This window comes from Mesorhizobium sp. LNJC405B00 (assembly GCF_000502615.1).
Lineage (GTDB): Bacteria > Pseudomonadota > Alphaproteobacteria > Rhizobiales > Rhizobiaceae > Mesorhizobium.
Genome location: NZ_AYWC01000010.1, coordinates 128,071 through 150,311, shown reverse-complemented (window position 1 = coordinate 150,311; position 22,241 = coordinate 128,071). Strand labels below are relative to the sequence as shown.

The window sequence follows — 22,241 nt, the reverse complement described above, 5'->3', positions numbered from 1 at the left end:
CGGGAGGGCAAGGACATGCCGATCGAAATTCTCATGCCCGCTCTCTCGCCGACCATGGAAGAGGGCAATCTTTCCAAGTGGTTGAAGAACGAGGGCGACAAGGTCGTCGCCGGTGATGTCATCGCCGAGATCGAAACCGACAAGGCGACGATGGAAGTCGAGGCCGTCGATGAAGGCACGATCGGCAAGATCGTGGTTCCCGCCGGCACCGAAGGCGTCAAGGTCAACGCGGTGATCGCCGTGTTGCTGCAGGACGGTGAAAGTGCAGGCGATGTCGAAAAGAGCGGCAAGCCTGCCTCCACCCAGGATGCCGTTTCCGCTGGCGGTCAGCGGACCGATGCAGCCGAGGAAGGTTCAAAAGCGGCTCCCCAGGATGCCGGCGAGGCTCCGAAGGCAGTTCCCGCCGCTCCGGCAGCCAAACCTGCGGCCGATCCCGATATTCCCGCCGGCACCGAGATGGTCTCGACCACGGTGCGCGAGGCCTTGCGCGATGCCATGGCCGAGGAAATGCGCCGCGACGGCGATGTCTTCGTCATGGGCGAGGAGGTCGCGGAATACCAGGGCGCCTACAAGATCACGCAAGGCCTGCTGCAGGAATTCGGGCCGCGCCGCGTGGTCGACACGCCGATCACCGAGCATGGCTTTGCCGGCGTCGGCGTGGGTGCGGCAATGGCCGGCCTGAAGCCGATCGTCGAATTCATGACCTTTAATTTCGCCATGCAAGCGATCGACCAGATCATCAACTCCGCCGCCAAGACGCTCTATATGTCGGGCGGCCAGATGGGCGCGCCGATCGTGTTCCGCGGCCCGAACGGGGCTGCCGCCCGCGTCGGCGCCCAGCATTCGCAGTGCTATGCCGCCTGGTACAGCCATATTCCCGGCCTGAAGGTGGTGATGCCGTACACGGCTGCCGACGCCAAGGGCCTGCTCAAGGCGGCGATCCGCGATCCGAACCCGGTCATCTTCCTTGAAAACGAAATCCTCTACGGCCAGTCCTTCGACGTGCCGAAGCTCGATGATTTCGTGCTGCCGATCGGCAAGGCGCGCATTCACAAGCAGGGCAAGGACGTCACCATCGTCTCGTTCGGCATCGGCATGACCTACGCCATCAAGGCGGAAGCCGAACTGCGCGGCATGGGCATCGATGCCGAGATCATCGATCTCCGGACCATCCGCCCGCTCGACCTCGACACCGTCATTGCCTCCGTAAAAAAGACCAACCGCCTGATCGTGGTGGAAGAAGGTTTCCCGCAAAGCTCGGTCGGCGACCACATCGCCAACCAGGTGTCGCAGCGCGCCTTCGATTTCCTCGACGCGCCGGTCATCACCATCGCCGGCAAGGACGTGCCGATGCCCTATGCGGCGAACCTCGAAAAGCTGGCCTTGCCCAATGTCGGCGAGGTCATCGAGGCGGTCAAAGCCGTCACGTATCGCTGAGCCGGTCGGGAGGACATCATGCCAATCAACATCACCATGCCGGCGCTCTCGCCCACGATGGAAGAGGGCAATCTTTCCAAGTGGCTGGTCAAGGAGGGCGACAAGGTTTCGCCGGGCGACGTGATTGCCGAGATCGAGACCGACAAGGCGACGATGGAAGTCGAGGCCGTCGATGAGGGCACGGTTGCCAAGCTCGTCGTTCCGGCCGGCACCGAAGGCGTCAAGGTCAATGCTCTGATCGCCATTCTGGCTGGCGAAGGCGAGGATGCAGGGGCGGCGGCAAAGGGCGGCGGCGATGCCGCGCCCGCGAAAGCCGATGCCAAACAGGATAAGGCGTCAATCTCCCCACCCGTGGGGGAGATGTCGACGAAGTCGACAGAGGGGGGCGCTGTCCCGCCGACCNCCCCCCTCTGGCCTGCCGGCCATCTCCCCCACAAGGGGGGAGATCAGCCAATCGTCAGGCGAGCGCACTTTCGCCTCGCCGCTGGCGCGGCGCATAGCCAAAGACGCCGGCGTCGATGTGTCCGCCGTGAGTGGCACCGGCCCGCATGGCCGTGTCGTCAAGGCCGATGTCGAGGCGGCGATCGCCGGCGGTGGCGCCAAGGCCGCGCCGGCCGCGAAAGCCGCACCTGCCGGCGCTCCGGCGTCTGCGCCGGCTCCGGCACCCAAGGCGATGTCGGACGAACAGGTGCTGAAGCTGTTTGCCGAAGGGTCCTACGAGCTCGTCCCGCACGACAATATGCGCAAGACCATTGCGCGCCGCCTGGTCGAGGCCAAGACAACCATCCCGCATTTCTACCTGACGCTCGACTGCGAGCTCGATGCCCTGCTGGCGCTCCGCACACAGATCAATGCGGCGGCTCCGATGAAGAAGACCGACAAGGGCGAAGTGCCCGTCTACAAGCTGTCGGTCAACGACATGGTGATCAAGGCGATGGCGATGGCGCTGATGGCGGTGCCGGATGCCAATGCGTCGTGGACCGAAAGCGCCATGGTCAAGCACAAGCACGCCGATGTCGGCGTTGCCGTGTCGATCCCCGGCGGCCTGATCACGCCGATCATCCGCCACGCCGACGAAAAGACGCTGTCCACTATCTCCAACGAGATGAAGGATCTGGCGAGCCGTGCGCGCAGCCGCAAGCTGAAGCCTGAGGAATATCAGGGCGGCACGACGGCTGTCTCCAATCTCGGCATGTTCGGCATCAAGGACTTTGCCGCCGTCATCAACCCGCCGCATGCGACGATCCTGGCGGTGGGTGCCGGCGAGCAGCGGCCGGTGGTCAAGAATGGCGAGATCAGAATCGCCAATATCATGTCGGTGACGCTGTCGACCGATCACCGCGCCGTCGACGGTGCGCTCGGCGCCGAACTTCTGGTCGCCTTCAAGCGCATGATCGAAAATCCGATGGGCATGCTGGTCTAGAAAGGAAAAAGGCTGTGCGGAAATTCGTCACCAGCCTTTTCGCCCTGATCCTTTCCGGCCTGGCCGGCGGGCTGGTGGCGCTGTGGCTGGCAATCGTCACCAATGCGAATTCCGAATACATCCTGGTCTTCATGGTTTCGGCGCTGGTCACCATCGTTGCGACCGTGGCGTTTTTCATCGCGCAATTGGTGCCAAACCCGCAAAGGGCGATAAACCTGACGGGGCTTGTTGGGGTTTCGTTGTTCGTGCTGGCCGGAATCGGGCTGATTGCCTGGACCTTCTCGCAGCCGCCTGGCAAAGCCCAGTGGTCGGGCGATCTCCCCGTTGTCGCCGGTCTGTTTTTGCCAAGCATCGCCACGGTTATCGTGCAGTGGCTGTTCGTGGGATGGCGCGTGCGGCGCGGGCTTAGGGCGGAGGCGGGTGCGGGTGCATGAAGACGATCCTCTGCTACGGCGATTCCCTGACCTGGGGCTATGACGCGGCGAGCCTCGGGCGTCATGCGCTGGAAGATCGCTGGCCGAGCGTGCTCAAGGCGGCGTTGGGCGACGACGATATCGAAGTCATTGCCGAAGGTCTGAACGGCCGCACCACGGCTTTCGACGATCACCTGGCTGGTGCCGACCGCAATGGCGCCAAGGTGCTGCCGACGATCCTGACCAGCCATGCGCCGCTCGACCTGATCATCATCATGCTCGGCGCCAACGACATGAAGCCCTGGATCCACGGCAATCCGGTCGCGGCCAAGCAGGGCGTGCAGCGGCTGATCGACATCGTGCGCGGCCACGATTATCCGTTCGACTGGGCCGCGCCGCAAATCCTGATCGTCGCGCCACCAGCGGTCAGCCGCACCGACAATGCCGAATTCAAGGAAATGTTTGCCGGCGGCGACGAGGCCTCGAAGCGGCTGGCGCCGCAATATTCCGCGCTCGCCGACGAGGCCGGCTGCGGCTTTTTCGATGCCGGCACGGTGGCCGAGACCACACCGATCGACGGGGTCCATCTCGATGCCGAAAACACGCGCAATATAGGTGACGCATTGGCGCCATTGGTGCGTGTGATGCTGGAACTCTAGAGAAAATCAGGGAGAAACCCCGTGGCTGAATCCTACGACGTCATAATCATCGGCTCAGGCCCCGGCGGCTATGTCACGGCGGTGCGCTCCGCCCAGCTCGGCTTCAAGACTGCCATCGTCGAGCGCGAGCATCTCGGCGGCATCTGCCTCAACTGGGGCTGCATCCCGACCAAGGCGCTGCTGCGCTCGGCCGAGATCATGCACTATTCCGATCATCTGAAGGACTACGGCCTGAAGCTCGAAGGCGGCAAGGTCAGCGCCGACACGGCCGCTGTCGTCGACCGCTCGCGCAAAGTGTCGTTGAGGCTCAATGGCGGCGTCGCCTTCCTGATGAAGAAGAACAAGGTCGACGTTATCTGGGGCGAGGCCAAGCTCTCCAAGCCGGGTGAAATCGTCGTCTCCAAGACGGCCAAGAAACCGATGGAGCCGCAGCCGCCGGTGCCCAAGGGCGTCAAGGGCGAGGGCACCTATACCGCCAAGCACATCATTCTGGCCACCGGCGCCCGGCCGCGCGCGCTGCCCGGCATCGAGCCGGACGGCAAACTGATCTGGACCTATTTCGAGGCGATGGTGCCGAAGGAGATGCCGAAGTCGCTGCTGGTTATGGGTTCGGGCGCCATCGGCATCGAGTTCGCCTCCTTCTATCGCACCATGGGCGCCGAGGTGACGGTGGTCGAGCTTTTGCCGGCGGTGATGCCGGTCGAGGATGCCGAGGTCTCGAGATTCGCGCAGAAGCAGTTCGAGAAGCAGGGCATGAAGATCATCCTCGAGGCCAAGGTGACCAAGGTCGAGAAGGGTGCCAACTCGATCACTGCCCACGTCGAGATGGAAGACGGCAAGGTCGAGAAGATCACCGCCGACCGCATGATCTCGGCCGTCGGCGTGCAGGGCAACATCGAGAATCTCGGCCTCGAGACGCTCGGCGTGAAGACCGATCGCGGCTGCGTCGTCATTGACGGCTATGGCAAGACCAACGTTCCCGGCATCTACGCCATCGGCGATGTCGCCGGGCCGCCTATGCTGGCTCACAAGGCTGAGCATGAGGGCGTGGTCTGCATCGAAAAGATCGCCAATTTCCCGGGCGTGCATGCGACAGACAAGCTGAAGATCCCGGGCTGCACCTATTGCAACCCCCAGGTCGCATCGGTCGGGCTCACCGAAGCCAAGGCCAAGGCCGAAGGCAAGGACATTCGTGTCGGCCGCTTCCAGTTCGGCGCCAACGGCAAGGCGATCGCGCTTGGCGAGGACCAGGGCTTCATCAAGACCATCTTCGACAAGAAGACCGGCCAGCTGCTCGGCGCGCATATGGTCGGCGCCGAGGTGACGGAGCTGATCCAGGGCTTCGTCGTGGCGATGAACCTGGAGACCACCGAGGAAGAACTGATGCACACCATCTTCCCGCATCCGACGCTGTCGGAGATGATGAAGGAAAGCGTGCTCGATGCCTATGGCCGTGCGCTCAACGCGTGATAAATTGCTGCCGCGAGACTCAGACGCATGCGCCGGAGGAACCTTACGGCAAGACAGTTCGTTTCCGGATGCATTTTCACCTGACACTGGAGGAGTTGGCATATGGACGTGAATGGCGTGGGCTGGATTGCGGCCATCATCATCGGCGGTTTGGCCGGGTGGCTGGCCGAGATGGTCATGAAGAGCAATACCGGCGTCTTGATGAACATCATTATGGGCATTGTCGGCGCGGTGGTGCTGAACGCAATTCTCAGGGCGCTCAACATCGAACCCTTCGGTGTCGGCTGGCTCGCCTACCTGATCACCGGCTTCATCGGCGCCTGCCTGCTGATCTTTGCCGGGCGGCTGATACGCAGATAAAACGGCTCGCCGTTTTAACTCGTTCTTCTGACGCAATTCCGGACGGAAAACCGTGTCACACTTTTCCTGGAATTGCTCTGGATCCCCGCTATGCGAAAAAGGCTGTGGCGGCATGCGCCGCCGCAGCCTTTTTCTTTGCACCGAAAAGCCCTAGATGACGCCAGAAGGGCGAATGCCGACGGGCAGACGCCAACAAGTCAGGTTTGAGATGGTCACTGTTCTCGACACGATCGCCAACGCGCCGCGCCTGCGGCACCCCGAGAAGGCACACAAGCCTGATCAGGACGTGCTGCGCAAACCCGACTGGATCCGCGTCAAGGCGCCGATGTCGAAGGGCTATGCCGAAACCCGCGAGATCGTGAAGTCGCACAAGCTGGTCACGGTGTGCGAAGAGGCCGGCTGCCCCAATATCGGCGAGTGCTGGGAAAAGAAGCACGCCACGTTCATGATCATGGGCGAGATCTGCACGCGCGCCTGCGCCTTCTGCAATGTCGCCACCGGCATTCCGACCGCGCTCGATGCCGATGAGCCGGCGCGTGTCGCGCATGCCGTCACGCAGATGGGGCTGACCCATGTCGTTATCACCTCGGTCGACCGCGACGATCTCGCCGATGGCGGCGCGCAGCACTTTGCCGAAGTCATCCGGGCTATCCGAGCAGCGACACCTCTGACCACGATCGAAATCCTGACGCCCGATTTCCTGCGCAAGGAAGGCGCGCTGGAGATCGTCGTGGCGGCCAAGCCCGATGTCTTCAACCACAATCTCGAAACCGTGCCGTCGAACTACCTGACGGTGCGGCCGGGTGCTCGCTATTTCCACTCGATCCGGCTGTTGCAGCGGGTCAAGGAGCTCGACCCGTCGATCTTCACGAAGTCCGGCATCATGGTCGGCCTCGGCGAAGAGCGGAACGAGATCCTGCAACTGATGGATGACCTGCGCTCGGCCAATGTCGACTTCATGACCATTGGCCAGTATCTGCAGCCGTCGAAGAAACACCACCCGGTGATCCGCTTCGTCACGCCGGAGGAGTTCAACTCCTTCGCGACGATCGGCAAGACCAAGGGTTTCCTGCTGGTGGCGTCGAGCCCGCTGACGCGCTCCTCGCATCATGCCGGTGACGATTTCGCCAGGCTGCGGGCGGCGCGTGAGGCGCAGCTCAAAAAAGCCAGTTAAATCCTGCTTCAATGCCGAAATTCGAAGCCACACGCCGCGTTGCCCACACGCCGGAGCAGATGTTTGCGCTGGTCGCCGATATCGAGACCTATCCTGAATTTCTGCCGCTGTGCGAGGCGCTGACGGTGCGCTCGCGCAAGGAGCGTGATGGCCGCACCATTCTCGTTGCCGATATGAGCATCGGCTACAAGGCGATCCGCGAGACCTTTACGACGCAAGTGCTGCTGAAGCCGGACGAAAACACAATCGATGTCAAATACATCGATGGACCGTTCAAATATCTCAGCAATATCTGGCGCTTCGAGCCGGCCGACGGCGGCGGCTGCAACGTTCGCTTCTTCATCGACTACGAGTTCAAGAGCCGTATCCTCGGCGTGTTGATGGGCACCATGTTCGATCGCGCCTTCCGCATGTTTTCCGAAGCGTTCGAAAAACGTGCGGACGTCATCTACGGAACGACGCCCATCTCATGAGTGTCGCCCAGCGCGCGCAGGCCGATCTCCAGCGCATGCTTGACCGTCTCGCGGCGGATGAAGTCGCGGCCATTGTCGGCAAACATATTGAGCTCGGCAGCCACCGGCCCACCTCTTAGGGCAACTCCGAACCAGACGAGGCCGACCGGTTTTTCCGGCGAGCCGCCGCCTGGGCCGGCAATGCCGGTGACGGCAAGCGCAAGCCCGGCGCGCGAGCGGGCCAGAGCGCCCTCCGCCATCTCCAGAACCGTTTCGCGCGAGACGGCGCCATGCGCCTCGAGTGTGGCGGGCGAGAGGCCGAGCATCTCCATCTTTGCTTCATCGGAATAGGTGATGAGGCCGCGATCGACGACAGCGGACGAGCCGGCAATGTCGGTCAGTGCCGAGATGATCATGCCGCCGGTGCAACTCTCGGCCGTCGCCAGCATGATGCCGCGTTGCTGGCAGACCTGGAGCAGGGCGTTGGCAAGATCGCTGTTGTTCATGCGGGAACCTCCCCGGGGAAGACGACACTGGCGGTGGCGATGGCGGCGATGCCTTCCTCGCGGCCGACAAAGCCGAGTTTCTCGTTCGTCGTCGCCTTGATCGAGATGCGATCGCTGGAAATGCCCAGCATCGCCGACAACGCGTTGGTCATGGCCTCGCGATGCGGGCCGACGCGCGGCGCCTCGCAGATCAGCGTGATGTCGGCATTGGCGATGCGGCCGCCGCGTTCGCGCACCAACCTGGCCGCATGCTCGACGAAGATCTTTGACGCCGCGCCCTTCCATTGCGGATCGGAAGGCGGGAAATGCGTGCCGATGTCGCCGGCGCCGCAAGTGGCGAGCAGCGCATCGGTCAGCGCGTGCAGGCCGACATCGGCATCCGAATGGCCGGAAAGCTTCTTGCCGTGCGGAATGGCGACGCCGCACAGAGTGACATGGTCGCCTGCCTCGAAGGCGTGCACGTCATAGCCATTGCCGGTGCGAATGTCTGGAAAACGCTCGCCAGTAAGCCGCTGATCCGCCATCGCAATATCCCTTGCCCAGGTCAGTTTGACATTGTCCGGCGACCCCTGAACGATTTTCACCGGAATATGCGCCCATTCGGCGATCGCGGCATCGTCGGTAAAATCCGTCTTGCCGAGATGATGGGCCTTTTCATGCGCGGCGAGCAACGGCCAGAACGGAAAGCCCTGCGGCGTCTGCGCGGCATGAAGGCCGGCCCTTGGCACCGTCTCCTCGATCATGCCGGTCGCCGACTCGCGCTTCAGCGTATCGGCGACAGGCAAAGCGGGCAGCGCGCCTTGGCGCTCGCCAATGGCCGCGATGGTACGGTCGATCAGGGCCGCGTCGACAAACGGCCGCACCGCGTCATGGACAAGGACACGGCCGGGCGTACGATCCCTCAGCGCCAGCAGGCCGAGCCGGACCGAGGCCTGGCGCGACTCGCCACCGACCACGGCGGTAACCCGCTCGGCATACAGGCCGGCTGCCTTGTCGAAAAGCGCGCGGTCATCGGCATGGATGGCGACGACGACGGGACCAATTTCGGGATGCGCCAGGAATGTCTCCAGCGTGCGCGCGATGACGGCACGGCCACCGACGCGCTGATATTGCTTCGGCCCGTCGGCCTGTCCGGCGCGCGCGCCGCGGCCGGCTGCAACGATGACCACGCCGACCTTGTCGGTCGTCGCCTCGGCCGGTTTTTCGCTTGCGTCTGTCATGCCGAGAGGCTTAGTCGCGGCTTATGGCGAAGGCCAGCATTTTCCCAAATGCGCCGCAATGTGACGTCATTGCGCGTTGCACAATGCCTTTCTTATGGCTAGAGAATGTGCAGCAATTCGATATGCTTGGTTTTTGTGCATGCCTGAAGTGACAAAATTGGATTCGCCGCTCGACGTTGGCGGCGTGACGATCCGCAACCGCGTCTTCCTCGCGCCCATGTCGGGAATAACGGACGAGCCGTTCCGGCAGCGCGCCTACGCGCATGGCGCGGGCCTGGTCGTGTCGGAAATGGTGGCGAGCGGCGAGCTTGCCAAGGGCAGGGCCGGCTGCGACCTGCGCATCCGTCATTCCGGGCTGCCCGTCCATATGGTCCAGCTTGCCGGCCGCGAGGCCGAGCACATGGCCGAGGGCGCGCGCATCGCTGCCGGCGAGGGCGCCGACATCATCGACATCAATATGGGCTGCCCGGCCAAGAAGGTGACCGGCGGCTATGCCGGCTCGGCGCTGATGCGCGATCTCGACCACGCGCTGTCGCTGATCGAAGCGGTGATCGGCGCGGTCCAGGTGCCGGTCACGGTCAAGATGCGGCTCGGCTGGGACGACAATGCGCTCAATGCACCCGTCTTGGCGCGCCGCGCCGAAGAGGCCGGTGTTAAAATGGTGACCGTGCATGGGCGCACGCGCTGCCAGTTTTATCAAGGCAAGGCCGATTGGAGCGCCATCGCCCGCATCAAGGACGCCGTCTCGATCCCGGTCGTCGCCAACGGCGATGTGGGCTCGCCCGCGGAGGCCGCCGAAATCCTTGAACAGTCGGGCGCCGACGCGGTGATGATCGGCCGCGCGCATTATGGCGCGCCATGGACGGCGGGCCAAATCGCGGCAACGGCTGCGGGCGACGCGCCCTCCGGCGTGCCGGAAAGCCCGCAAGCCATGGCGGACTACATCGTTTCCCACTACGAAGACATGCTGACGCTTTACGGCGTCGAAAGTGGCTTGCGCCAGGCGCGCAAGCATCTCGGCTGGTATCTCGACCGCCACTCTGCTGGCGTTTCCGATGAGCGGCGGAAAGCCATCCTCACCTCTTTCGAACCCGCCCGCGTCATTGCCTTGCTGCATGAGGTGTTTTCCGGCGAAGCCACGCCCTTGCGGAGCGCCGCATGAACGCCACCGTCACACCGAGCTCCGACATGGCGGATGCCGCCAGTATAGTGCTGAACACCATCCGCCGTCCCGTCATCATGGTCGATCCGGACGGGTTCATCACCTACGCCAATGCCGATGCGGAAGACTTCTTCCGCTCAAGTGCCAACATGCTTGCCCGCAACACACTCTCCAAGCTGATCCCGTTCGGCAGCCCGTTGCTGCAGCTGGTCGACCAGGTGCGCGAGCGCCGTGCGCCGGTCAATGAATACCGTGTCGACGTGTCGTCGCCGCGTCTCGGCATCGAGAAGGTCGTCGATCTCTATGTCGCGCCGGTGCCGGAATTCCCAGGCTCGATCGTGGTGATGTTCCAGGAACGCTCGATGGCCGACAAGATCGACCGGCAGATGACACACAGGGGTGCCGCGCGTTCGGTCACCGGCCTTGCCGCCATGCTGGCACATGAGATCAAGAACCCGCTGTCCGGCATACGTGGCGCCGCACAGCTGCTCGAACTCTCGGCGTCCGACGAGGATCGCGCGCTGACCCGCCTCATCACTGACGAGACTGATCGCATAGTCTCCCTCGTCGACCGCATGGAAGTGTTTTCCGACGAGCGGCCGATTGACCGCTATCCTGTCAACATCCATGTCGTGCTGGATCATGTGAAGGCAATCGCGAAGAACGGTTTTGCCAAGAGAATCAGGATATTGGAGGACTATGATCCATCATTGCCTCCGGTTTTCGCCAACCGCGACCAACTGATCCAGGTGTTTCTCAACCTGGTCAAGAACGCTGCCGAGGCGATCGGCGGCGACCCGCAGGGCGAGATCGTGCTGTCGACCGCGTTCAGGCCGGGCATCCGCGTTTCCGTTCCCGGAACCCAGGACCGCGTGTCGCTACCGCTTGAATTCTGCGTGCGCGACAATGGGTCCGGCGTTTCGGAAGACATTCTGCCGATCCTGTTCGATCCGTTCATCACCACCAAGCCGAACGGCTCGGGGCTCGGCCTGGCGCTGGTGGCGAAAATCGTCGGCGAGCATGGCGGCATCATCGAATGCGATTCGACGCCGCGCGGCACCACCTTCCGAATCCTGATGCCGGCCTGGAAAGAAACACCCATCGACACTGCCGATGATGAAGGCGAAGGAGACCGCAAATGACGGTTCGCGGCAATATTCTCGTCGCCGACGACGATGCGGCCATCCGCACCGTGCTCAATCAGGCGCTGTCGCGCGTTGGCCATGAGGTGCGCGTGACCTCCAACGCCTCGACGCTGTGGCGCTGGGTGGCGGCGGGCGAGGGCGATCTGGTGATCACCGACGTTGTCATGCCGGACGAGAACGCCTTCGACATGCTGCCCCGCATCAAGAAGGCCCGGCCGGAGCTGCCGGTCATCGTGATGAGCGCGCAAAACACTTTCATGACGGCTATTCGTGCTTCCGAAACAGGTGCTTACGAGTATCTGCCGAAGCCGTTCGACCTGACCGAGCTGCTCAACATCGTCAATCGTGCGCTGTCAGAGCCGCGCCGACCGAAGATCGATACGCGACCGGAAGAACAGCCTGACGCCATGCCGCTGGTCGGCCGCTCGGCCGCCATGCAGGACATCTACCGCATGCTGGCGCGCATGATGCAGACCGATCTGACGGTGATGATCTCGGGCGAGTCCGGCACCGGCAAGGAATTGGTGGCGCGCGCGCTGCACGAATATGGCCGCCGCCGCGGCGGTCCGTTCGTCGCCATCAACATGGCGGCAATCCCGCGCGACCTCATCGAATCGGAACTGTTCGGTCATGAGAAGGGTGCCTTCACCGGCGCACAGAACCGCTCGACAGGCCGCTTCGAGCAGGCCGAGGGCGGCACGCTGTTCCTCGACGAGATCGGCGACATGCCGATGGAGGCGCAGACGCGGCTGCTGCGCGTGCTGCAGCAAGGCGAATACACCACTGTCGGCGGGCGCACCCCGATCAAGACCGATGTGCGCATCGTCGCCGCCACCAACAAGGATCTGCGCACGCTGATCAACCAGGGGCTTTTCCGCGAGGATCTGTTCTATCGCCTGAACGTCGTGCCGCTTCGGCTGCCGGGTTTGCGTGAGAGGTCGGAAGACATTCCCGATCTGGTGCGGCATTTCTTCAAGATCGGCGCCAGCGAAGGCTTGCAGACCAAGCGCATTTCGACCGGCGGCATCGAATTGATGAAGCGCTATCCGTGGCCGGGAAACGTGCGCGAGCTGGAAAACCTGGTGCGCCGGCTTGCGGCGCTCTATTCGCAGGACGAAATATCAGCCGAAATCATCGAAGCCGAACTGAAGACAGGCGAAAGGCCGGTCGTTCCCGGCGGCGGCAATTTGATCCCGGACGATCTGTCCATCGGCCAGGCGGTGGAGCACTTCCTGCAGCGCTATTTCGCCTCTTTCGCCGGTGATTTGCCGCCGGCAGGTCTCTATCAACGCATCTTGTCGGAGGTCGAATATCCGCTGGTGCTCGCTTCCATGACGGCAACGCGCGGCAACCAGATCAAGGCCGCCGAATTGCTCGGCTTGAACCGCAACACGCTGCGCAAGAAGATTCGCGAGCTGGGCGTCAACGTCTACAAATCGTCGAGATCGTGAGCGCCTACCGCCCGATGTGACGTCAGGTCATCCCCTTTTCAGGGGATCGGTGGCCGAAAGATTTCCGTCACGGCCACACTTGTTGCATAATCGCCACAATGCGTTGCATACATCCGACGCAATCACTGGCTCTTAGACGGCGACATGGCTTCGCAAGCTCTGACATCAAACGAACCGCTTTTCAGCAGACCCGGCCAGAGGGATGGACGCCGGCTGCTTGCGTTGCCTGGCGTTGTGGCAATTGCCGGCGCGCTGGTTACGGCGGCAATCTCGTTTGCCATTCTTGTCGGCGCCACGCCGATCACGCCAGACGCAAACACAACGCTGACGCTGATTGCGGCCAATGCCTTATTTGTGCTGGCGCTGATCGCCCTGGTCGGCCGAGAGGTGCATCGCATCACCATGGCGCGCCGGCACGGCAAGGCGGCGTCACGGCTGCATGTGCGCATCGTGACGATGTTTGCGCTGGTCGCGGCCATCCCCGCCATCATGGTGGCCATCATTGCCTCGATCACGCTCGATATCGGCCTCGACCGCTGGTTCGAAATCCGCACCAAGGCGATCGTCAACTCGTCGCTGTCGATCGCCGACGCCTATGTGCAGGAAAACGCTCGTAATCTTCAGGGCACGACGCTGTCGATGGCCTATGATCTCGACGCCTCGCGCACGCTTTACGGCCTCGATCGAACCGGCTTTCTCGACCTGATGAACAAGGAAGCCGTGGGCAGGAGCCTGGTGCATGCGGCGCTGGTCAGGGAAGACGGCTCCTTTGTCATGAGCGCGAAGACCGATGCGGATTTCTCTATGCCGCCACCGCCGGAGGGCGCGGTCAGCGCCGCGGCCGACGGCAAACCGGTGCTGATCGAGCCGAAGACGCGCAACATCATGGGCGCCATCATCAAGCTGCGGGAGATCGAAGGCCTCTACCTCTACACCAATCGCCTGGTCGACCCCGAAGTGATCAAGGCGAGGGCGATCGTCCAGTCCAACACCGCCGAATATCGCGGCCTGGAAGACAACAGGCGGACGTCGCAGGTGGCGTTCGCGCTGCCTTATCTGTCACTGACGCTGATCATCATCCTGTCGGCCATCTGGACCGGCATAGCGGTGGCCGACCGTCTGGTGCGGCCCATCCGTCAACTCATCGGCGCGGCTGACGAGGTTGCGACCGGCAATCTCGATGTCGCCGTTCCGGTACGGCCTTCCGACGGCGATGTCGCCTCGCTTGGCGATACGTTCAACAAGATGCTGCTGGAGCTTAAATCGCAGCGCAACGAGATCCTGTCGGCCAAGGATTTGATCGACGAACGGCGTCGTTTCTCGGAAGCGGTGCTGGCCGGCGTCACCGCCGGCGTCATCGGCGTCGATCCCTACGGCATCGTCTCCATCGTCAACAAATCGGCCGAAACGATGCTGGCCATATCGGCCACGGCGGCGCTGGGGCAGAACCTGTCCGCCGTGCTGCCGCATGTCGGCCGTGTCTTCGAGATCGGCCGCAAATCCGGCAAGCCGGTCTATCGCGAGCAGGTCACCTTCTATCGCACCGGCGCCGAGCGTACCTTCAACGTGCAGATCACCATCGAGGCCGGCGACGACGGCGAGGAGGAGAAATCCTACGTCGTGACGGTCGACGACATCACCGATCTGGTCCAGGCACAGCGCTCGTCGGCCTGGGCGGATGTGGCGCGGCGTATCGCACATGAAATCAAGAACCCGCTGACGCCGATCCAGCTCTCGGCCGAGCGCATCAAGCGACGCTTCGGCAAGGTCATCACCGAAGACCGCGAGATTTTCGACCAGTGCACCGACACCATCATCCGGCAGGTCGAGGATATCGGCCGCATGGTCGACGAGTTCTCGGCTTTCGCCCGCATGCCCAAGCCCGAGATGAAAGCCATCGATCTGCGTGAATCGCTGCGCGAGGCGTCGTTCCTGGTCGAAGTCAGCCGCGCCGACATTGCTTTCGAACGCGTGTTCGGCAACGAACCGCTCAAGGGCACGTTCGATAGCCGATTGATGGCGCAGGCTTTCGGCAACGTCATCAAGAACGCGGCCGAGGCGATTGACGGGCTAGAACAAAAGGACGGTTCGCACGGCATAATCCGGATTCAAGCTGCCCGGCAGAATGGCGCGATCAGAATCGACGTCATCGACAATGGCAAAGGCTTGCCGCGCGAGAACCGCCAAAGGATGCTCGAGCCCTACATGACGACGCGCGAGAAGGGCACCGGGCTCGGTCTCGCCATCGTCAAGAAGATCGTGGAGGACCATGGCGGGCGGCTCGAATTGCACGATGCGCCCGCGGATTTCCACGGTGGACGCGGCGCGATGATCTCGATCATCCTGCCGCCAGCTGCCGCAACCGCGCCGCCACGCGGTCAAGGCGAAACGGAACACGAACGAGAAACTGAAAAGGTCGGTAATGGCGTCTGATATTCTCATCGTCGATGACGAGGAAGACATCCGTGAACTCGTCGCGGGCATATTGAGCGACGAAGGGCATGAAACCCGCACGGCATTCGATGCCGACAGTGCGCTCGCGGCAATCGCCGACCGGGCGCCGCGGCTGATTTTCCTCGACATCTGGTTGCAGGGCTCGCGCCTCGACGGGCTGGCGCTGCTCGACGAGATCAAGACGATGCATCCGAGCCTGCCGGTGGTGATGATCTCCGGCCACGGCAATATCGAGACAGCGGTGTCGGCCATCCGCCGCGGCGCCTATGATTTCATCGAGAAGCCGTTCAAGGCCGACAGGCTGATCCTGATCGCCGAGCGGGCGCTCGAAACCTCGAAATTGCGGCGCGAGGTGTCCGACCTCAAGCAGCGCAGCGGCGAAACCTTCGACCTGATCGGGATGTCGTCGGCGATGAGCCAGCTGCGCCAGACCATCGAGCGCGTGGCGCCGACCAACAGCCGCGTCATGATCATCGGTCCGTCCGGCTCGGGCAAGGAGCTCGCCGCGCGCGCCATCCACACGCTGTCGACGCGCAAGGGCGCGCCGTTCGTGACGCTGAGCGCGGCCAACATCACGCCCGAGCGCATGGAGATCGAGCTGTTCGGCACCGAATCGAACGGCACCGAGCGCAAGGTCGGCGCGCTTGAAGAGGCGCACCGCGGCATTCTCTACATCGACGAAGTGGCCGACATGCCACGCGAGACGCAGAACAAGATTTTGCGCGTGCTGGTCGAACAGCAGTTCGAGCGGGTCGGCGGCACCAAGCGGGTCAAGGTCGACGTCCGCATCATCTCCTCGACCTCGCAGAACCTGGAGGCGATGATCGCCGACGGCCGTTTTCGCGAAGACCTCTATCACCGCCTGGCGGTGGTTCCGGTCATGGTGCCGGGCCTGGCCGAGCGGCGAGAGGACATTCCCTATCTCGTCGACAATTTCATGAAGCAGATCGCTCGCCAGGCCGGCATCAAGCCGCGCCGCATCGGCGACGATGCGCTTGCCGTGCTGCAGGCGCACAACTGGCCGGGCAATGTCCGCCAGCTGCGCAACAATGTCGAACGGCTGATGATCCTGGCGCGTGGCGACGATATCGATGCGCCGATCACCGCCGACCTGTTGCCGTCGGAGATCGGCGATGTCATGCCGCGCACGCCGAACCAGTCGGACCAGCACATCATGGCGCTGCCGCTGCGCGAGGCGCGCGAACAGTTCGAGAAGGACTATCTGATCGCCCAGATCAACCGTTTCGGCGGCAACATCTCGAAGACGGCCGAATTCATTGGCATGGAGCGCTCGGCGCTGCACCGGAAACTGAAGTCGCTGGGGGTCTGACCCCATTGTTGTTGGTCCAGCGGGCCGCGGCCCGTGCAATTGCCGGTTACGGCAGCGGCGGAATCGCCTAGAAATAGCGGGACTTCTCTGAGGGATCACCCATGCCGCGCATTGCCTATGTGAACGGGCGCTATGTCGCCCATGCCGACGCTGCCGTGCATATCGAGGATCGCGGCTATCAGTTCGCCGACGGCGTCTACGAGGTATGCGAGGTGGCGCAGGGCTTTATCGTCGACATGCCGCGCCATCTTGCCCGGCTGAACCGCTCGCTTAGCGAATTGTCGATCGACTGGCCGGTCACCAAGGGCGTGCTGCCGCTTCTTCTGCGCGAAATCGTCCGGCGCAACCACGTCGTCAACGGCCTGGTTTATGTCCAGGTTACGCGCGGTGTTGCCAGCCGCGACTTCGTTTTCCCGGTCGATACACCGTCATCGCTGGTGATTACGGCCAGAAAGGCCGACCCGGCGGCGGCCGCCAAGCGAGCCGAGACCGGCATCAAGGTCATCACCGTGCCGGAAAACCGTTGGGACCGGGTCGACATCAAGAGCACCGGCCTGCTGCCCAACGTGCTGGCCAAGCAGAAGGCCAAGGAGGCCGGCGCCCAGGAAGCCTGGTTCGTCGACACCGATGGCAACGTCAAGGAGGGCGGCTCGTCCAACGCCTGGATCGTTACAAGGGACGGCGTTCTGGTCACCCGGCCGGCGGAGCATGGCATCCTGCGCGGCATCACCCGCACGACCATGTTCGAAGTGGCGGCAAAGCTCGGGTTGACGATCGAGGAGCGCGGGTTTTCAGTCACTGAAGCCAAGGCGGCGCGAGAAGCTTTCATCAGTTCGGCAACGACAATCGCCATGCCGGTCGTGGCAATCGACGGTGCCGCGGTCGCCAATGGGCACCCCGGTTCGATAACACTTTCATTGCGGCAAGCCTTTTTTGACGTTGCGGAAAAAAGTCCAGCCTGATAACCGCACAGACGGACTGCACATCAATATATCTCGTTCTGCTTGTCGTTACTGACGGCAAGGGGGTGTTTGCAAGCTTGACATGTGCCCGCTAATTTGGCGCATTAGCCTGCAAACCGAAGGGGATCGGCGAAAGACAAGAACAATGGCGGAACGATCGCAAAACCTTCAGGACCTGTTCCTGAATTCTGTTCGCAAGAGCAAAAATCCACTCACCATCTTTCTCATCAACGGCGTCAAGCTGACCGGCGTGGTCACTTCCTTCGACAATTTTTGTGTTCTGCTGCGCCGTGACGGCCACTCCCAGCTCGTCTACAAGCATGCCATTTCCACGATCATGCCGAGCCAGCCGGTTCAGATGTTCGATGGCGAGGAAAGCCAGGGCGCCTGATTGGCACGTGAAAAAGACGCGGACCGCGGCGTCCGCGGGAAACCAGCACATAATTCCGGGACGGAAGCCACAGGTCCGACCCGGGCGGTTGTCATCGTGCCGGTGCTTACCCGGCATCAGCGCAACGATGACGAAACGAACCGTCCACGGCTGACGCGTTCGGCGGATGCGCGCCACGACGAAGCGGTCGGCCTTGCCCGCGCCATCAACCTGGATCTGATCCACACGGCGGTGGTCACCGTCAACGATCCACGCCCGGCAACCTTGCTCGGCAGCGGCAAGGTCGCGGAATTCGCCGAGATCGTCAAAGAGGGTCACGCGGAGGTGGTCATCGTCGACCATCCGCTGACGCCGGTGCAGCAGCGCAATCTCGAAAAAGAAATGGATGCCAAGGTGCTCGACCGCACCGGATTGATCCTGGAGATTTTTGGCGAGCGCGCACGGACCAAGGAGGGCACGCTGCAGGTCGAACTTGCCCATCTCAACTACCAGAAGGGCCGCCTGGTGCGGAGCTGGACCCACCTTGAACGCCAGCGCGGCGGCGCCGGCTTCCTCGGCGGCCCCGGCGAAACCCAGATCGAGTCGGACCGGCGGCAGCTGCAGGAAAAAATCATCAAGCTCAAGCATGAGCTGGAAACGGTGCGCCGCACCCGCGACCTGCACCGCGCCAAGCGCAAGAAGGTGCCGTTCCCGGTGGTGGCGATCGTCGGCTACACCAATGCCGGAAAGTCGACGCTGTTCAACCGGCTGACCGGGGCCGACGTGCTGGCCGAAGACATGCTGTTTGCAACGCTCGACCCGACGCTGCGCCGCGTGCGCCTGCCGCACGGCACGCCGATCATCCTGTCGGACACAGTCGGCTTCATTTCGGACCTGCCGACGCATCTGGTCGCCGCCTTCCGGGCCACACTGGAAGAGGTCGTCGAGGCCGATCTGGTCATCCACCTGCGCGATATCTCGGATCCGGATACCGCAGCGCAAGCCGAGGACGTCGAGCGCATTCTCGCCGATCTCGGCGTCGATGCCGGCGATGCCAAGCGCGTCGTCGAAGTGTGGAACAAGGTCGACCTTCTCGACGACGGCAACCGGGAGCGCCTGCTCGCCGACGGCACTGACGCCAACAAGGCGCCGCCGATCGCCATCTCGGCCGTCACCGGCGAAGGCATCGATGCGCTGAAGGCGCTGATCGAGACCAGGATGTCGGGCGAACTGGAGGAATTGACGGTGACGATCGAACCGGCGCAGTTCGGCCTTGTCGACTGGCTCTACCGCAATGGCGACGTCGTTTCGCGGGTAGACAATGAGGATGGCAGCGCGACCATCGCACTCAAGGCCACGCACAGCGCGCGGCATGAGATCGAAAGCCGATTGCACCGCAAAAACAGGCAGTAAGCCTGATTATTTCGCGCTCTTGGCCTGCTGCCAGAGCACTTCCATCTCGTCCAGCGTGGCTTTTTCGAGCGTGCTTCCCGATGCATCGATCGCGCGCTCGACATAGTGGAAGCGCGAGCGGAATTTTTCGTTGGTGCCGCTAAGCGCCGCTTCCGAATCGAGCTTGAGGTGACGCCCCAGATTGACGACGGCAAACAGCATGTCGCCGAATTCGTCCTTGATCTCAGCCGTTTCGCCCTTAGCCAGTGCCTCGCGCAGCTCGCCGATCTCTTCCTCGATCTTGTCGAGGATGGGTGCTGCCTCGCTCCAGTCGAAACCGACACGCGCTGCCTTTTCCTGCAGCTTCAGCGCACGAGTCAAAGCGGGCAGGGCGACGGGCACGCTGTCCAGGAAACCCTTGCCATGGTCTTCGGGGTCGAGGCCGCGGGCGAGGCGCGCACTTCGCTTTTCGGCTTTTTCCTCAGCCTTGATCTTTTCCCACATGCCCTTTGCCATGCCGGCGCTGCGCGCCTTCTCGTCGCCGAAGACATGCGGATGGCGCCGGATCATCTTGGTGGTGATGGCCTCGACCACATCACCGAAGGCAAAATCGCCGGCTTCCTCAGCCATCTGCGCGTGGTAGACGACCTGCAGCAGGAGATCGCCGAGTTCGTCGCGCAGATCGTCGAGATCGCCGCGCGCGATGGCGTCGGCCACCTCATAGGCTTCCTCGATCGTATAGGGCGCGATGGTCGAGAAATCCTGCTCGATGTCCCAGGGACAACCGGTCTTCGGCGCCCTGAGCGCCGCCATGATCTCGATCAGCCGGGAAATGTCGCGCGAAGGTTTCATGCGGCGAATGCTATCCCGCTGCCTGTCGTGCGGCCAACGGCGTCAGCCGGAGAGGGGAGATTGTCCACAGCGAGCTTCAGCCGAGTACCGACACAACCGCCTTGGCGAGGTCATCCATGCCGTCCTCGGGCAGGCCGGCGACGTTGATGCGGCTGTCGCCGACCATGTAGACGCCATACTCGGCACGCAGCCGCTCGACTTGCGCCTCGGTCAGGCCAAGCCTGGAAAACATGCCGCGATGGCTGGCGATGAAGTCGAAGCGGTCGGAGTTGGACTGCCGGCGCAGCGCGTCGGCGAACTGGACGCGCAGCCTCAGCATGCGCAGCCGCATCTCCTCCAGCTCCGCCTCCCAGTCGGCGCGAAGGCCATCATCTTCCAGCACCATGCGCACGGCGGCGGCGCCATGGTCAGGCGGCATCGAATACATGGCGCGCGCCGCCGCCAGCATCTGGCTCATCGCCACATCGGCTTGCGCACCATCCTTCGCCAGGATCATCGCCGCGCCGACGCGGTCGCGGTAGACGGCAAAGTTCTTCGAGCAGCTCGAGGCAACGACCATTTCAGGCACCTTGCCCGCGAGAAGGCGCAAGCCGGCCGCATCGGCGTCCAGGCCTTCGCCAAAGCCCTGATAGGCAATGTCGACAAAGGGCAACAGCCCGCGCTCGACGACAAGATCGGTGACGCTGGCCCATTGCGCGATATCGAGATTGGCGCCGGTCGGGTTATGGCAGCAGCCATGCAGCAGCACGATATCGCCGGGCTCGGCTGCGCCAAGCGTTGCCAGCATCTCGTCGAAGCGCACCGCGCCGGAAACGGCATCGAAATAGGGATAATCGCGCACCTTGAGGCCGGCCCCGCGCATCACCGGCGGGTGGTTCGGCCATGTCGGGTCCGACAGCCAGACGGTTGCGTCGGGGCGGGTCCGCTTCAACAGCTCCGCCACCAGCCGCAGCGCGCCGGAACCGCCAGGCGCTTGCGCGGCGCGGATGCGCGTCATGTCGGCAGCGGGGCCGAAGGCCAGCTTGACCATCGCCGTGTTGAAGCCGGTGTCGCCGGCAAGGCCGAGATAGGTCTTGGTGTCCTGGCCCTGCAGCAACCGCTTCTCGGCCTCGCGCAGGGCGCGCATGACCGGCGTCCTGCCGTCGCGGTCCTTGTAGACGCCGACGCCGAGATCGATCTTGCCGGGGCGCGGATCGGCGCGATAGAGGCCGATCAAGGCGATGATCTTGTCAGCCGGGGCAGGTTGCAGCGTCTCGAACATCAATACGGCTCCAATGGCGGCGGAGTAATACGCAAAGCGGCCGCGTTTCGCCAGTGCTTCCACTTGCGCCAGTCCGCTAGCGTGCTGGACCGTTACGCCAAGCTTTGTCTGTACGGCAGGGGTCGACGGCTATGGCGACGGGTTTATTCCAATCCGCCGGATAAGCACCCGTCCAATCAGGGAGAGACCGATGCCGATCAGCAGGAAGAAACCGCCGAGCATGCCGGCCAGTCCGGCAAGGAACCAGCGTCCGGCGAAGCTGTCGACGGAGGCATTTTGCGGATTGGTTGGGTCGTAAGCGACAGGGACGCTGTCGCCATCGCCCCAGAACGAGCTATGGACGGCATTGTTGAAGCGGATGACGGTGCCGTCGGCGGTCGAGAACTCGATGCGGGGATTGTATTCGGCGGCGACAATCCTGCCTTTCGCCGATGCGGTACGAGGGCCGTACATCTCGACGATGGCCAGCACGCCGGAAGCGATCAGTCCGACAATGCCAAAGATGATGAAGACCCTGCCGACGACCGGCAGCGCTGCAAAACCCGTTACACGACTACCATTGGCCATCTTTTGCTCCCGGCAACGACGGAGAAGGCTAGATCGTCATCATAGAGCAAACATCTGCCGCGCGGGAGATGGGGTGATTGCGAAGCGGACTTCTGATTGCATGATGCCTATTGTGGCGACGCAAAAAAGTTTAGTGGCGATGGATTAAGATCCCCGCCTGTTTCGTAAACAGGGCATGAAA

20 protein-coding genes and 1 pseudogene are annotated in these 22,241 nt (G+C 63.0%); 16 read left to right on the top strand and 5 right to left on the bottom strand.

Annotation, left to right across the window (positions count from 1 at the left end; genetic code table 11):
- Window positions 1-15: 15 nt before the first annotated feature.
- The 8 genes and pseudogenes from X756_RS146275 to X756_RS146305 all read left to right on the top strand — a co-directional run bounded on the left by X756_RS146275 (window position 16) and on the right by X756_RS146305 (window position 7,409).
- Window positions 16-1,437, top strand: a complete 1,422-nt coding sequence (locus X756_RS146275; protein WP_023696091.1) for a pyruvate dehydrogenase complex E1 component subunit beta — start codon at window positions 16-18, stop codon at window positions 1,435-1,437.
- 18 nt (window positions 1,438-1,455) lie between these two features.
- Window positions 1,456-2,860 (top strand): annotated as a pseudogene (locus tag X756_RS01000000165775) (pyruvate dehydrogenase complex dihydrolipoamide acetyltransferase).
- Window positions 2,861-2,874: 14 nt separating this feature from the next.
- On the top strand, window positions 2,875-3,294 hold the full coding sequence (locus X756_RS146280) for a hypothetical protein (RefSeq protein ID WP_023730643.1): 420 nt from the start codon (window positions 2,875-2,877) through the stop codon (window positions 3,292-3,294).
- Complete coding sequence (locus tag X756_RS146285; protein WP_023682555.1) at window positions 3,291-3,932, top strand: SGNH/GDSL hydrolase family protein; 642 nt, start codon at window positions 3,291-3,293, stop codon at window positions 3,930-3,932. Before X756_RS146280 ends, X756_RS146285 begins: the two co-directional genes overlap by 4 nt.
- Before the next feature lie 21 nt (window positions 3,933-3,953).
- Window positions 3,954-5,402, top strand: a complete 1,449-nt coding sequence (lpdA, locus tag X756_RS146290) for a dihydrolipoyl dehydrogenase (RefSeq protein WP_023730642.1) — start codon at window positions 3,954-3,956, stop codon at window positions 5,400-5,402.
- Between the two features lie 102 nt (window positions 5,403-5,504).
- Window positions 5,505-5,762, top strand: a complete 258-nt coding sequence (locus X756_RS146295) for a GlsB/YeaQ/YmgE family stress response membrane protein (protein ID WP_023668920.1) — start codon at window positions 5,505-5,507, stop codon at window positions 5,760-5,762.
- A gap of 208 nt (window positions 5,763-5,970) precedes the next feature.
- Window positions 5,971-6,936 (top strand): lipoyl synthase, encoded by a 966-nt coding sequence (gene lipA / locus X756_RS146300; RefSeq protein WP_023730641.1) that lies wholly within the window; start codon window positions 5,971-5,973, stop codon window positions 6,934-6,936.
- An 11-nt stretch (window positions 6,937-6,947) separates the two neighbouring features.
- The gene (locus X756_RS146305) at window positions 6,948-7,409 is read left to right on the top strand and encodes a type II toxin-antitoxin system RatA family toxin (RefSeq protein ID WP_023730640.1); all 462 of its coding nucleotides are present in this window, start codon (window positions 6,948-6,950) and stop codon (window positions 7,407-7,409) included.
- On the opposite strand, the gene X756_RS146310 is transcribed toward X756_RS146305, so the two are convergent.
- On the bottom strand, window positions 7,385-7,894 hold the full coding sequence (locus X756_RS146310) for a CinA family protein (RefSeq protein ID WP_023730639.1): 510 nt from the start codon (window positions 7,892-7,894) through the stop codon (window positions 7,385-7,387). The genes X756_RS146305 and X756_RS146310 overlap by 25 nt on opposite strands.
- Window positions 7,891-9,114, bottom strand: a complete 1,224-nt coding sequence (locus X756_RS146315) for a bifunctional 2-C-methyl-D-erythritol 4-phosphate cytidylyltransferase/2-C-methyl-D-erythritol 2,4-cyclodiphosphate synthase (RefSeq protein WP_023730638.1) — start codon at window positions 9,112-9,114, stop codon at window positions 7,891-7,893. Before X756_RS146315 ends, X756_RS146310 begins: the two co-directional genes overlap by 4 nt.
- Before the next feature lie 139 nt (window positions 9,115-9,253).
- Here X756_RS146315 and dusB point away from each other — a divergent pair, with 139 nt between their 5' ends.
- The 8 genes from dusB (at window position 9,254) to hflX (ending at window position 19,401) form a co-directional block, all read left to right on the top strand.
- Window positions 9,254-10,276, top strand: coding sequence for a tRNA dihydrouridine synthase DusB (dusB, locus tag X756_RS146320; protein ID WP_023730637.1), 1,023 nt, complete (start codon window positions 9,254-9,256; stop codon window positions 10,274-10,276).
- Window positions 10,273-11,418, top strand: coding sequence for a nitrogen regulation protein NR(II) (locus tag X756_RS146325; RefSeq protein ID WP_023706549.1), 1,146 nt, complete (start codon window positions 10,273-10,275; stop codon window positions 11,416-11,418). Before dusB ends, X756_RS146325 begins: the two co-directional genes overlap by 4 nt.
- The gene (ntrC, locus tag X756_RS146330; RefSeq protein ID WP_023691281.1) at window positions 11,415-12,872 is read left to right on the top strand and encodes a nitrogen regulation protein NR(I); all 1,458 of its coding nucleotides are present in this window, start codon (window positions 11,415-11,417) and stop codon (window positions 12,870-12,872) included. Before X756_RS146325 ends, ntrC begins: the two co-directional genes overlap by 4 nt.
- Before the next feature lie 144 nt (window positions 12,873-13,016).
- Window positions 13,017-15,305 (top strand): PAS domain-containing sensor histidine kinase, encoded by a 2,289-nt coding sequence (locus X756_RS146335; protein WP_023730636.1) that lies wholly within the window; start codon window positions 13,017-13,019, stop codon window positions 15,303-15,305.
- Complete coding sequence (locus X756_RS146340; RefSeq protein ID WP_023668929.1) at window positions 15,295-16,656, top strand: sigma-54 dependent transcriptional regulator; 1,362 nt, start codon at window positions 15,295-15,297, stop codon at window positions 16,654-16,656. Before X756_RS146335 ends, X756_RS146340 begins: the two co-directional genes overlap by 11 nt.
- Before the next feature lie 101 nt (window positions 16,657-16,757).
- Window positions 16,758-17,618 (top strand): D-amino-acid transaminase, encoded by an 861-nt coding sequence (locus X756_RS146345; protein ID WP_023730635.1) that lies wholly within the window; start codon window positions 16,758-16,760, stop codon window positions 17,616-17,618.
- Window positions 17,619-17,763: 145 nt separating this feature from the next.
- Complete coding sequence (gene hfq, locus X756_RS146350) at window positions 17,764-18,009, top strand: RNA chaperone Hfq (protein WP_006202172.1); 246 nt, start codon at window positions 17,764-17,766, stop codon at window positions 18,007-18,009.
- Window positions 18,010-19,401, top strand: a complete 1,392-nt coding sequence (gene hflX, locus X756_RS146355; RefSeq protein WP_023730634.1) for a GTPase HflX — start codon at window positions 18,010-18,012, stop codon at window positions 19,399-19,401.
- A gap of 6 nt (window positions 19,402-19,407) precedes the next feature.
- On the opposite strand, the gene mazG is transcribed toward hflX, so the two are convergent.
- The 3 genes from mazG to X756_RS1000000166785 all read right to left on the bottom strand — a co-directional run bounded on the left by mazG (window position 19,408) and on the right by X756_RS1000000166785 (window position 22,060).
- Window positions 19,408-20,232 (bottom strand): nucleoside triphosphate pyrophosphohydrolase, encoded by an 825-nt coding sequence (gene mazG, locus X756_RS146360; RefSeq protein ID WP_023730633.1) that lies wholly within the window; start codon window positions 20,230-20,232, stop codon window positions 19,408-19,410.
- Window positions 20,233-20,308: 76 nt separating this feature from the next.
- Window positions 20,309-21,493: an amino acid aminotransferase gene (locus tag X756_RS146365; RefSeq protein WP_023730632.1), complete on the bottom strand. Its 1,185-nt coding sequence runs from the start codon at window positions 21,491-21,493 to the stop codon at window positions 20,309-20,311.
- Between the two features lie 129 nt (window positions 21,494-21,622).
- Entirely contained in the window at window positions 21,623-22,060 is a 438-nt protein-coding gene (locus tag X756_RS1000000166785; RefSeq protein ID WP_050589287.1) for a DUF3592 domain-containing protein, read from the bottom strand.
- Window positions 22,061-22,241 lie beyond the last annotated feature (181 nt).